Source organism: Aliivibrio sp. S3MY1, from assembly GCF_028765575.1.
Lineage (GTDB): Bacteria > Pseudomonadota > Gammaproteobacteria > Enterobacterales > Vibrionaceae > Aliivibrio.
Genome location: NZ_JARACO010000007.1, coordinates 117523 through 129806 on the forward strand (window position 1 = coordinate 117523; position 12284 = coordinate 129806).

A 12284-nucleotide genomic window follows, 5' to 3' on the forward strand; every position below is an offset into this window, starting at 1 on the left:
AAGGTTTATGCGTAAAAACTGATGCCATCATTGGTTTTTGATACTTGCACACTGACTTCATGCTCCTCAGAAGACACTTCACTAAAATCAGAACCTTTGCGAGAAGACTCATCTTTTTGATAACCATACTGTGAAGAATCACCTGAACTTTGCTGCTGTACTGAAGTATCGGCTAATTGGATACCTTGTTGAGCAAACATTTCACGTAAACGCGGTAAACTTTGTTCAATGACATCACGAGCTTGTTGATTCGATACCGTAAACTGCACCCCTGCGCTATCTGCTCCCATGTTCAGGCGAATATGCATGCGTCCCATTTCTGGCGGGTCAAGACGAATATCAACATGCTTTAAATTTTTTGCCATCATCATATTGATACGCTCAGCGACTTCGTCACTAACTTGTTCTTGACGAATATTCAATGGTGCTGTTGCTGGGTCTGTTTTCTGGACCGCAGATGCTTGTTGTGTCGCCGTTGTGCCTGATGCCGCGGCTAGTTGTTGAGCAAAAGAGTCTGCTGTTTTTGATTCAGTTAAACTCACCGTTTCACCATTAGTAACGGTAGTCATACCCAATGCTGATAGGTCTATTTTGGCTTTTTGTGCATCGGCTAATTTAGCAGATTCGGCTTCTGCTTTGCCAATAAGAGCTGTTGCTGTTAACAACTCTTTGGTTGATTCTTTATTTCCTGAGGCTTCACCTTTGGTTTGAGTTTCCCCATTAGCCACTTTAGATTGTTGTCCCCATTGGATCTCTTTCACAGGGTCCGATTCATCCCCTGTTGTTTTACTGCTTTCTTTTCCGATCGCGACGGCAACACTTGCTTGAGTCATTACTAATTCTGATTCTGATTCTGATTCTTGTTGCTCTGCTACTTCACCCGTATTTTCAACAGGCTTATCACTCTCTTTTTTTAACGTACTATTAGCTTGGTCAAGGCGAGATAATAACTCAAGGCCTTCACCTACCTTATCTTCAACCGTATCTTCTTTTGTTACTTCGGCATCTGATTTTTCTTTTCCCTCAGCTAAAACATCCTCATTCGCTGTGGTTTTCTCTTCTGCCGTTACTTTTTTGGCGTCTTCTTTTTCACTCAATCCCATCAGTTCTTTTAGCTCTTCAACAAAGCCTTCAGATTCAGTTTTGTCTACGGCAGCCGTTTTGGTATCAGGCTTTATAGGCACATTTTTATTGATACTGTTTAATGATAGGTCATGACTGCTCATAGTATATTCTCTACATTGAGTGTGGATTTTTTGACAAGAGCGCTAGTAGCTCAACGTTTGATATTTTAAAGCAAATATTAAGCCACTTTTAAAAACAATCCGTATTTATAAATAAGAGTGGGGAAGATGTTCGCTAAGGTTTAGAGCGACGTGCAAATTGCAGTGTCGAAAATTCATCCATCATATTTTGCTCTTGTTTATCGAGCATTTTTTGACGTTCTGTTTTCTTTTTATCGATCATCCATTCATACGAACGACGCTGTTTACGCGTTTCTTGCCAATAGGTTTGGCAATTATCCACTTGAGATGTGAAATGTGACTCTGCACTTTTTTGCTTTGTTAACGTTTCATCTAATTGAACTAAAAATTTATTCAAATGACTGTATTGACTGGCCGTTAATCCCTGCTGACCACGTTGTAATAACTGATTACAGTAATCAAGGCGATACTTTTCAATCTGCTTTACTTGCTCATAAAAATTATCAAGCTCTGCTTTGGCTGTATTTAATGCCATCACCGCTTGATTCTCTCTTTCTTGAGATTGTTCCAACAAAAAATCAAAGGTACTACTCATGAGTTTTCCTTTTTTTCGTCCTTTGTATATTCATTAGCCACCTAACAACATCTTAAGCATATTCTTACACATGTCATACGGTACTGTTTCTTTCATACGTTGCTGTAGATACTCATCTAAGCGTGGCTTTAAAGTAAAGGCTTGATCTATTGCGGGATCGGTTCCCGGTTTATAAGCACCAATAGAGACAAGATCTTGATTCTTTCTGCAAATTGAAAGCACTTGTCTTACCGCTTTCGACATTAACATATGCTCTTCGTCGGTAATTTGTGGCATCACACGGCTGACCGACTTCTCAACATCGATCGCTGGATAATGCCCAGCATCTGCCATTTCACGTGATAGTACAATATGCCCATCCAAAATAGCTCGTGATGCATCCGCGATAGGATCTTGTAAGTCATCCCCTTCGGTCAATACAGTAAAGAAAGCGGTAATAGAGCCTTGGTTTTCGTTACCGTTACCTGCTCGTTCAACTAAGGCTGGAAGCTTTGCAAATACAGAAGGCGGATAACCTTTTGTCGCAGGCGGCTCACCAACAGATAGCGCGATTTCACGTTGAGCCTGAGCAAAACGCGTCAATGAATCCATTAATAATAAAACATCTAAGCCTTGGTCACGAAAATATTCGGCAATTGTTAATGCCGTTTGACACCCTTTTAAACGCATCAATGCAGATGAATCGGCAGGGGCGGCAACCACAACAGAACGTTGACGACCTTCAGGGCCTAAGATTTCTTCGATGAACTCTTTTACTTCTCGTCCACGCTCACCAATAAGCCCTACGACTACAACTTGAGCGGTTGTACCACGAGTCATCATGCCAAGTGTTACCGATTTACCCACACCTGAACCAGCAAACAAGCCTAAACGCTGCCCTTTACCGACAGTGAGTAGTCCATTGATTGCTTTTAAGCCAACATCAAGCGGTTCTGTAATTGGCTTTCGAGCTAATGGGTTAATTGGTTCAGAAGTAAAAGAGGCGGTTTGTTCTGTATATAGCTCACCTAGCCCATCAATCGGATTACCTACCCCATCAACAACTCGACCTAATAGCTCCATACCAACAGGAATACCACTGCCACCGACAATAGGCGTCACTTTGGCCCCAGGAAGTACTCCAGAGACTTGCTCGTTTGGCATTAAAAATAGGTTTTCACCAGAAAAACCAACGACTTCGGCTTCAATCTCACCATTAATGGTCTCAACTAAACATGAACTGCCGATGGGTGCACGGCAACCTGTCGCTTCTAAAGTTAAACCAACAACTCGTACTAACTTGCCAGACGCGATTGCTCGTGTTGTTAGTCCCGTTGTCTTATATTGAGAAAGGCGCTCAGACAATGACAACATTTACTGATTCCCTTGATGACGATTGACACCACAAAACTTAGCTAATACGCTTTTAATGCGCTCTTCAAGTAAGTAACTCACTTTAGAATCAGACGCTTGAATTGTAATATCACCAATATTCATTGATGGCTCAGAGGTTAAAGTCCACTGTTTCTGCGCTAACGTTTCTTCACCATAAGCCTCAACGACACGCTGGTGATCATCTGGGTGAAGTGAAATACTGATTTCACGCTCGGTGATCGGTAACGTTTCAACAGACTCTCTAACGGTATCAAGTAATACTTGTGGGTTGGTTTTAACCTCTACATGGATCACTTCTTTTGTCAGAGCTAACACCATGTCAATCAATTGCTTTTCAACTTGAGAGTCTATTAATTCTAATGGCGCAGCAAATTTATCTGCCATGTCAACTAACTGTTTAATTCGTTCTTCTATTTCAGCTTTCCCAGCCGCAATACCTTCATCATAACCAGCTTGATAACCTTCAGGCTTACCCGCATCAAAACCTTCTGCTTGGCCTTTTTCTAGGCCTTCTTTATAGCCAAATTCTTGGCCTTGCATCAAACCTTCATTATAAGCACCTTGCTTGATCTGTTCGATAATTTCATCGGTAAGAACAAACTCTTCAGGCTCTTCTTCTTTAGGTACTGATGGCGTCCAACTAGGATCGTAATTTAAAGCAGTTTCACGGGCTTGTTTATCTGGGTCAGAATAATCAGGCGACTCCCAAATATTGGTTTTTTGTAGTTCACTCTCATCGGTAATGCGAATAAAGCCACGTTTTTTGCTGATACTCATGATGATAACCCGTAAAAATAAGATGATTAGAATGCATAACGGCCATTCCAATAATATGAAATAGCCGTTTAATTATAACTTAAAGAACTGACAACGTATTATACGAATTCGTCTGCGCCACCCGAAAGCATTAGATCACCAGAGTCTGCCATTCGACGTGCCACTGCCAGAATTTCTTTCTGAGCAGCCTCCACATCAGCAACTCGTACTGGGCCCATTGCTTCAAGGTCATCACGCATAAGTTCAGCAGCACGTTTTGACATACACTTAAACATTTTCTCTTTAAGTGCATCATCTGCGCCTTTAAGTGCTTTTTGCAACACTTCTTGCGGAACATCACGCAACAACATTTGAATACCTTGGTCTTGTACATCAATAAGGTTTTCAAACACGAACATAAGATCTTGGATTTGAGTTGCCGTCTCTTCATCTTGGTCGCGAATTTGATCCATCAACATACCTTCGATACTGTTATCTAGGTAGTTCATGATTTCAGCCGCCGCTTTCAGGCCGCCAATTTTCGCCGCTTGCGCACCAGATTGACCTGCGAATTGTTTCTCCATGATTTCATTCAGCTCAGCAAGTGCTGATGGCTGAACTTCTTCAAGGTGGGCAATACGCATCATAAGATCAAGACGTACTCGCTCAGGAAACTGAGATAAAATCTCTGCTGACTGATCTGGGTCTAAGTACGATAATACGATAGTTTGGATCTGTGGGTGCTCATTCATGATGATGCTTGCCACTTGACGAGGATCCATCCATTTCAATGAATCTAAGCCTTGAGAACCACTTCCTAGTAGTATTTGATCTACTAGATTATTCGCTTTATCTTCACCAAGCGCTGCAACCAATGCGTTACGCATAAAGTCTTCACTGCCCATGCCTATACTAGTGTACTTCTGAATATCTTCTAAGAAAGCACGATGTATTGCAGACACTTTAATCTGATTTAAATCAGAGACGGTTGCCATTGCTGCGCCGACTTTTTGAACCTGTTTAGGCTCTAAATGACGAATAATACTTGCAGCATCCTCTTCACTCAAACTCAGTAATAAAATAGCGGCACGTTCTGATCCTGATAATGAAGAGAGATCAAACTCTGCAGCTTCTTCACCTTTCTTTTCTGCTTCTACAATGTCATTAGCCATTTTCAGATACCCAATTTTTAACTACTTGTGCTGCCAATTCTGGTTCATTTGCTACCAGCGCTCGAACTGCTTTCAATAAGTCTTCGTCTTTATGTAAGTTAGGAAGATCGATACCTGAACCAAATTCAAATCCATCGCCATCCAAATCACTGCCGATTAAGCCCATCTCACCTTGAGTACCGTCACCTTTGACAATGGCATCATCTTCAACTTGATTAGGGAACAGTAATTTATTCATTGCTGGTCGAACAAGGATAAGCAGTACAGCTATAATTACAATAGCTCCGGCTAACCACTTAATCCAATCGTTAAAGTTTGGATGTTCCCAAATTGGTACATCAATAGTAATTGGTTGTTCTTCAATGGCAAACTTAACGCCTAGTACGTTTAATAAATCACCACGTTGCTCGTTTAAACCAACACTACCAATAATTATTTGACGAATTGTTTCAATTTGTTCTGCTGATACAGGCGTATAAGTTACTTCACCAGTGTCAGGGTTTACACTTTGACGCTCTTTTACTGCAACTGAAACGGTTTGACGAGCAACCGTTCCCGTTTGTTTACGCTCATGGCTAATTGTCGTATCTAGCTCAAAGTTACGTGTCGCTTCTTTATGAACAGAGCCTTGACCTAGTACCGAACCATCTTTAAGTTCAGCAATATCTTGAGGGATAGCTGAATCTACAGGAGGCTGATTACTTAATGCACCAGGAACACCTGCTATCACATTACCGTTATTGTAATCTTCTAATGTGTATTCACTTCGTGTTGATGGTGTCTGTGGATCAAACTGCTTACGTGTTTGTTCAACTGCACTAAAGTCCATCGATACATCCACTTGAGCGGTGTAATTGCCTAGCCCTAAAATAGGAATAAGAATCGCATCGATTTTATCGCGCAGTGATTGCTCTTGCTTGCGCTCTAATTCTTGTTCTTTACGATGAGCTGTTGCCATTGGATCTTGTGTGCCAGAGCTCAATAAACGACCGTGTTGATCTGTCACCGTAACACGTGTTGGTTTCATTCCTGGAACCGCACTTGCTACCATATCAACAATTGAATCAACTTCTTCTTGCTTTAAACTTGCTCCCATACGCATGGTTAAGAATACCGTTGCCGATGCTTCTTGGTTATGACGTACGAATACACTCTGTTTTGGCATTGCAAGCAATACTTGAGCTTTACGAATTGGACGCATTTGCTCAAAGGTACTGGCCAATTGACGTTCACGACTTAATTTTAGACGCTCTTGCTCTAAACGTTGTGAAACCCCAAAACCCATATCTTGCAATAAGATATCATCGCCTTCAGCTTCTGTTCGATTTAAACCCGCTCTTGAAAGATTAAGTTTCATTTTACTGAATTCAGACGCGGGAACTAAAATGGTATTACCATCCAGTTTATATTCTGATTTCTGCGCATCGAGATGATCGAGAACTTGAATAAGCTCATCGGTTTCATACACACCAAGAGGTCGCATTTCAGGTTCTTGAACCCAAAAGAAAAGCATAACAATTAATGCTACACAGATAGACACAGATAACACTAAAATCACTTGACGTAATAAATCAAGATTACCAAGAGCTGAATCTAACTTTGAAGAACTTTGCTCATCAACATCTAAATTTTGACTATCAACAGAATTATCCAGTGCCATCGCACTTCCTGCTGACATTCCATCAGATACCGTTAAGTCTGTATTTTTGTTATCTTCTGACACGCTTTAATTCCTAGAAATTATACAGGCATATTCATAAGCGCTTTATAAGCATCAACAAGCTTATTACGCACTTGAATTGTGGCATCAAATGCAACACTTGATTTATTTCGCGCTATCATAACGTCAGATAATGAAACCCCTTCATCACCTCGGTCAAAACGTACAGCCAAATCACTTGATGCTTGTTGTAAGCCATTTACGTTATTTACTGCTTTGGCAAACATTGCACTGAAGTCCGCACCGACCTCTTTGCCTGTTGCTGGACGCGTTGTATTTGACGCGTCAAGCATCATTGCTTGCATTTCGTTTTGTAAACCACCAATTTTCATTTCAATTCTCCGACCCAGTCAACTAATTGACTTAATTTTACGACCCGAATTATATAAGCAATTTACATACCAAAATATAAATAAACGTAAGCTACTGTTTTAACTTGGGATATCTATTCCAGCGTCTCGCATTTTTGCAAGTTTATAGCGGAGTGTTCTAGGACTAATTCCTAGTTTTTCAGCCACATCTTTGCGTTTTCCATCACACGCTTTAATCGTTTCAAGAATAATTATGTACTCTTGTTCACGTAATTCACCGCCCAGCCCTGTTGATGTGCTAGAACTCTCCATGTTGATGGTTTCAGAGTCAGTGACTAATGGTTCATTTATTGACGGTACCTGTTGTTCTGGTTTAATCGTCGGCGCTTCACCACTGACAACACGTTGCAAGCTGCTTGCATCAGCCCAATCAATCCCTTCCAATAAAACGTCATCCGCTGTAATAACGTTTGATTCGGCTAAAATAAGCGCTCGTTGCACCACATTATCCAATTCACGAACATTACCAGGCCAAGAATAACTTTCTAATTTTATCGTTGCTTCCACACTGATCTTTGGTACAGGTAAGCCTTGTTTTTGACAGTGGCGCTCAATAAGGTGTTGAGCAATTGGAGCAATGTCGCCTTTACGCTCTTTTAACGCAGGCCACGCAATTGGAAATACGTTTAAACGGTAATATAAATCTTCTCTGAAATTGCCTTCTTCTACGTATTTTTTCAAATCACGGTTACTTGTCGCCAAAATACGAACATCTAATTTAATACTCTTGCGGCCACCTAAGCGTTCAACTTCACGTTCTTGTAATACACGCAGTAATTTCGCTTGTAGGTTAAGATCCATTTCACTGATTTCATCCAGTAAAATAGTGCCGCCTTGCGCTTGTTCAAATTTCCCCGGGCACGCTTGAACAGCCCCTGTAAATGCGCCTTTTTCGTAACCAAATAGAGTGGCCTCTAGCATATTGTCAGGAATTGCAGCACAGTTAATGGCAACAAAAGGGCCTTCGCTGCGCTGTGAGTTGTTATGAATATAACGAGACATCACTTCTTTACCTGAACCACTTGGGCCAAGAACCATCACGTTTGCGTCAGTTCGAGCTACTTTATCGGCCAGTTTGAGTAACTTAAGACTCTTTTCATCAGCAACAATCGCATCACCGCTTTGTTCATTTTTTACTGGTGCATAACGACTCACCATGTTTAACAACACTTCTGGCGCAAAAGGTTTCGCCATGTAATCTATCGCGCCTTCTTTCATCGCAGAAACCGCATCTTCAATATTGGCATAAGCGGTCATTAGAAGAACCGGTAAATTCGGCCAATTTAGTTTGATACTACGCAATAGTGCCAAGCCCCCCATCCCTGCCATTTGAACGTCTGAAACCACAATATCAACGGGCTCTTTTTTCAAAATTAATAGCGCAGTTTCCGCACTATCAGCTTCAACCCACTCATAGCCAGCTAATTCTAAGGTGTCAATCAAGGCTTCGCGTAGGCCTTCATCATCTTCTACGATCAATACTTTACTTTGCGCCATGATTATTCTCCAGATTCTGTTTGAGTTGCGGATTCAGCATCAATTGCTGTTAGCGGGATCGACATGGTGAAGCACGCACCATCATCCGGTTCTGAATACAATTCAAGTTGTCCTTTATGTGCTCGACACACCATTTGAACAACAGCAAGACCAAGGCCTGTGCCTTGAGATCGCGTGGTAAAAAATGGTTCCATTATTTTATCTTGTAATTCCAACGGAATACCGGGGCCATTATCTTGCACCGATATTTTTAAAAATCCATTTACAGGCCTGAAAAAAACATCAATTTGACACTCTTTTCCTACCGCCTGAATCGCATTCATAATCAAGTTACTGATCGCACTGGCAATGGCATTTGCGTTCCCCATAAGGATCGTATCTTCTTCTTCGATCTCTAAGTGATAGTCAACTTGATTCGATTGCAAAGCGGTCTCAACCATAGGTTGATATTCAGCAACCAGTTCACTGATCGTAAACGGCTTAACGACTTTATTATCACCACCTTTAGCAAAAAGCAGCATATCATTCACTTGTTTTTCAAGATCATGCAGACGATCAACTAACTTAGTTTGAAAACGTTTATGTGTGGCAGCAGGAAGGTTAGGTGAACCCAAGTTAGAAGCATACAACATGGCACTTGAGAGAGGTGTTCTAACTTGATGGGCAAGAGAAGCCACCATTTTTCCTAATGAAGATAAACGCTGTAATCCACTCACACGAGCTTGCAATAAGCGAGTCTCTGTAAGATCGGTAATAAGTATCAATTGACCCGTTTCTGATGCTGAAATAGCTAAGCGTACTTTACGACCGTTACGCAAAGAGATCTCATGACCGTCATCTTCTCTAGGATCAAATGAACGCTGGATCACCTCAAACCAACGCTCGCCAAGCAATGGTGGTCCTAGCAATTTTATCGCTTCTGGGTTGACTTCACACACCACACCTTGAGTATCCAGTAATATCACACCAGCAGGCATTACATCGAGCACTTGCTTATAACGTGTATTCTGTTCTTCGACTGTACCAAGAGGTGAATTAATTTCATCCTCAGAATTACCATGCATAATTTTATTCCCGCCAAAACAACAAAAGGGCTAATGCATTTTACATACCAGCCCTTTTACTGATTACTTTTAACAACTTACAAGTCACACTCAAGTTTGACGAGTCAATTATTTGTCATTCTAGAATCAACGAATATCATCTTTATTAAGATTATATTTACGCATTTTCTCTACTAATGTCGTTCTTCGCATTCCTAACATATCTGCGGCACGTGCAACAACACCATTTTGAGCTTCAAGTGCTTGGCAGATCATATTAACTTCAACATCAGCCAACATTTCTTTAAGGTTTAACCCATCTTCCGGTAAATCATTTGACGCAGGGCCAAAGCTTTGTGTCGCAGCTTGTGCTACTCCACCATCACTAAAGTTTGCAAACATATCAGCAAGAGCTGCTTGCTCTTGTTCTTCAATACTTTGTTGATTGTAATTCTCTGGTTGAAACTCTGGAATATCGCTATAACGATATTTTGTCGGTAAATGATTTACATCAACAGACTCTCCAGGGAATAAGATCATTAATCGCTCAATCAAATTCGCTAACTCACGAACATTACCAGGCCAATGATGCTCCATTAACGAATTAACGGCTCGAGGAGTTAAACGGACACGAGCACTGCCTTCCGCTTCCATTCTTGCTAGTAGTTCTTGCAATAATAGAGGTATATCTTGCTTACGCTCACGCAGAGCTGGCATTTCGATCGGAAATACATTCAAGCGATAATATAAATCTTCACGGAATGTTGATTTATCTATCATGTCATCAAGATTACGGTGTGTTGCCGCAACGATACGAACATCTGCTTTAATGCTTTGATTTCCACCAACACGCTCAAAACAACGCTCTTGTAATACCCGTAATAGTTTCACCTGCATTGACATTGGCATATCACCAATTTCATCTAAGAAAAGCGTGCCGCCTTGTGCCAATTCAAATCGCCCTTTACGAGCTGTAATTGCTCCGGTAAAAGCCCCTTTTTCATGACCAAAAAGCTCGCTTTCAAGAAGATCTGGAGGGATCGCACCACAGTTAACAGGGACAAATGGACCTTTACGGCGAGGGGAATGATAGTGAAGGTTTCGAGCAACAACTTCTTTACCCGTACCCGACTCACCTAATACAAGAACACTCGCTTCAGTGCCCGATACTTGTTCAATTAAGTGACGTACCGTACTAATAGCTGAACTTTGTCCAACCATACTGCGAAATAAGGTATTTTTCCGACCCAGTTGTGGAATACCAAGACCACGGCGCCCCATAAATTCTTGACAGTGACGCAATGCATCCGTTAACTGAGGATAATTAACCGGCTGACTTAATTCCCCTACGTAATTCGTCAGGTCCTCAAGATCATGCTTTTCCCCTGCCAGCATAATCACAGGAATGTGATTATTATTAACTAACGATTGTTTAATAAAGTCTTTATTTGATCCACTAGAAATCTGACCTAAAAAACACGCACTCCAAGGATCACTCCACCCAAAAGTAGACAGTTCTGAACTTGAAATGGCATGACAATGCTCACCGATAAACTCAAGAATTACCTTAAAGTTATGTCGATTCTGCTCATCATCTTCAATAATTAGTGTCTTTGCTAAACCGTGCATAGAAGTGATATGTGCCTTAATTCTTTGATGTAATTGGCCAATTCATTGAACAACAACGAAATTATGGGCCTATTTTATAGCATACGAAAAATAAGGCAACCATGACTGTCAATAAACAGACAGCCATGCTGTAAATGAGAGGTTAATATAAAAATCAGAAAAAGTAACTTGATTTATAAAACTATTGTATTAGATTCCGACTTGATCAGCGGTAAGGTTGTGAAACTCTGCAGGGATTTGATCCCATGCTGATTTTATTTCACGTAACATATCAACCACATCATCAATCGGCTGAGATTCATTATTTTGATTTGCTTGTGAAATTTGACGGATCATAAAGTCATACAAAGAATCAAGATTGCTTGCAATATCACCACCATCATCCATTGAAAGGCAAGTACGTAAACTAATCACGATATCTAATGCTTTACCAAGACGTTCACCTTTTACAGCTGTATTTCCTTGCTGCATAGCTGCTTTACCTTGGATTAATCGCTCAATAGCACCAGCCATTAGCATTTGAATTACCTTATGAGGTGATGCAGCACTTAATTGGCTATCAATTGATACCTTCTTATATGCTTGTAGTGAACCTCTCATCGTATTTCCTCAGTTTTATTGAAATTTTCTATATAGCTGAACCGATTTTTTTGCATGATTCAGCTTTTGATAATCTAAAGCAAATTGCTGTCCTAATCGATTCATGTCATCAATAATCAATTGGGTTCTTGCAATTGCGGCTTGCCATTCAGTGGAATGCACTATTTCTGACACCTGCATACATTGATGCAAGAGTTGTTCCCGATTTGATAGAAAAGTCGCCAACAGTTCAAAATTAATATCATCGATTTGATATAGACTCTGTAATTCATGGTCTAATTTTTCTAATTGTTGTAATAACATCATCGAAAACACCTAATAT

At 40.7% G+C, this 12284-nt stretch carries 12 protein-coding genes; all 12 read right to left on the reverse strand.

Translation table 11 applies throughout. The annotated features are described in order from the left end of the window. Nucleotides 1–5: 5 nt before the first annotated feature. On the reverse strand, nt 6–1226 hold the full coding sequence (locus tag PVK62_RS06870) for a flagellar hook-length control protein FliK (protein ID WP_274443561.1): 1221 nt from the start codon (nt 1224–1226) through the stop codon (nt 6–8). A 133-nt stretch (nt 1227–1359) separates the two neighbouring features. Next, complete coding sequence (gene fliJ / locus PVK62_RS06875) at nt 1360–1800, reverse strand: flagellar export protein FliJ (RefSeq protein ID WP_274443562.1); 441 nt, start codon at nt 1798–1800, stop codon at nt 1360–1362. A 33-nt stretch (nt 1801–1833) separates the two neighbouring features. Next, nucleotides 1834–3153, reverse strand: coding sequence for a flagellar protein export ATPase FliI (fliI, locus tag PVK62_RS06880; protein ID WP_274443563.1), 1320 nt, complete (start codon nt 3151–3153; stop codon nt 1834–1836). Beyond that, nucleotides 3154–3951 (reverse strand): flagellar assembly protein FliH, encoded by a 798-nt coding sequence (fliH, locus tag PVK62_RS06885; RefSeq protein WP_274443564.1) that lies wholly within the window; start codon nt 3949–3951, stop codon nt 3154–3156. It abuts the gene before it with no gap. 98 nt (nt 3952–4049) lie between these two features. Beyond that, the gene (fliG, locus tag PVK62_RS06890) at nt 4050–5102 is read right to left on the reverse strand and encodes a flagellar motor switch protein FliG (protein WP_274443565.1); all 1053 of its coding nucleotides are present in this window, start codon (nt 5100–5102) and stop codon (nt 4050–4052) included. Next, on the reverse strand, nt 5095–6825 hold the full coding sequence (fliF, locus tag PVK62_RS06895) for a flagellar basal-body MS-ring/collar protein FliF (protein WP_274443566.1): 1731 nt from the start codon (nt 6823–6825) through the stop codon (nt 5095–5097). Before fliF ends, fliG begins: the two co-directional genes overlap by 8 nt. 17 nt (nt 6826–6842) lie before the next feature. After that, nucleotides 6843–7154: a flagellar hook-basal body complex protein FliE gene (fliE, locus tag PVK62_RS06900; protein ID WP_274443567.1), complete on the reverse strand. Its 312-nt coding sequence runs from the start codon at nt 7152–7154 to the stop codon at nt 6843–6845. 99 nt (nt 7155–7253) lie between these two features. After that, the gene (locus PVK62_RS06905) at nt 7254–8690 is read right to left on the reverse strand and encodes a sigma-54-dependent transcriptional regulator (protein ID WP_274443568.1); all 1437 of its coding nucleotides are present in this window, start codon (nt 8688–8690) and stop codon (nt 7254–7256) included. A gap of 2 nt (nt 8691–8692) precedes the next feature. Continuing rightward, the gene (locus PVK62_RS06910; RefSeq protein ID WP_274443569.1) at nt 8693–9754 is read right to left on the reverse strand and encodes a sensor histidine kinase; all 1062 of its coding nucleotides are present in this window, start codon (nt 9752–9754) and stop codon (nt 8693–8695) included. A gap of 126 nt (nt 9755–9880) precedes the next feature. Then, nucleotides 9881–11362, reverse strand: a complete 1482-nt coding sequence (locus PVK62_RS06915) for a sigma-54 dependent transcriptional regulator (protein ID WP_274443570.1) — start codon at nt 11360–11362, stop codon at nt 9881–9883. A 189-nt stretch (nt 11363–11551) separates the two neighbouring features. Beyond that, nucleotides 11552–11962, reverse strand: coding sequence for a flagellar export chaperone FliS (fliS, locus tag PVK62_RS06920; RefSeq protein ID WP_274443571.1), 411 nt, complete (start codon nt 11960–11962; stop codon nt 11552–11554). Nucleotides 11963–11977: 15 nt separating this feature from the next. Beyond that, nucleotides 11978–12268 carry a hypothetical protein gene (locus PVK62_RS06925; RefSeq protein WP_274443572.1) on the reverse strand — a complete coding sequence of 97 codons (291 nt, stop codon included), beginning with the start codon at nt 12266–12268 and terminating at the stop codon, nt 11978–11980. Nucleotides 12269–12284 lie beyond the last annotated feature (16 nt).

Excerpts from the sequence above, each read along its gene's own strand:
- PVK62_RS06870 (WP_274443561.1), bottom strand. The coding sequence starts at position 1,226 with ATGAGCAGTCATGACCTATCATTAAACAGTATCAATAAAAATGTGCCT.
- fliJ (WP_274443562.1), bottom strand. The coding sequence starts at position 1,800 with ATGAGTAGTACCTTTGATTTTTTGTTGGAACAATCTCAAGAAAGAGAG.
- fliI (WP_274443563.1), bottom strand. The coding sequence starts at position 3,153 with ATGTTGTCATTGTCTGAGCGCCTTTCTCAATATAAGACAACGGGACTA.
- fliH (WP_274443564.1), bottom strand. The coding sequence starts at position 3,951 with ATGAGTATCAGCAAAAAACGTGGCTTTATTCGCATTACCGATGAGAGT.
- fliG (WP_274443565.1), bottom strand. The coding sequence starts at position 5,102 with ATGGCTAATGACATTGTAGAAGCAGAAAAGAAAGGTGAAGAAGCTGCA.
- fliE (WP_274443567.1), bottom strand. The coding sequence starts at position 7,154 with ATGAAAATTGGTGGTTTACAAAACGAAATGCAAGCAATGATGCTTGAC.
- PVK62_RS06905 (WP_274443568.1), bottom strand. The coding sequence starts at position 8,690 with ATGGCGCAAAGTAAAGTATTGATCGTAGAAGATGATGAAGGCCTACGC.
- PVK62_RS06910 (WP_274443569.1), bottom strand. The coding sequence starts at position 9,754 with ATGCATGGTAATTCTGAGGATGAAATTAATTCACCTCTTGGTACAGTC.
- PVK62_RS06915 (WP_274443570.1), bottom strand. The coding sequence starts at position 11,362 with ATGCACGGTTTAGCAAAGACACTAATTATTGAAGATGATGAGCAGAAT.
- fliS (WP_274443571.1), bottom strand. The coding sequence starts at position 11,962 with ATGAGAGGTTCACTACAAGCATATAAGAAGGTATCAATTGATAGCCAA.
- PVK62_RS06925 (WP_274443572.1), bottom strand. The coding sequence starts at position 12,268 with ATGATGTTATTACAACAATTAGAAAAATTAGACCATGAATTACAGAGT.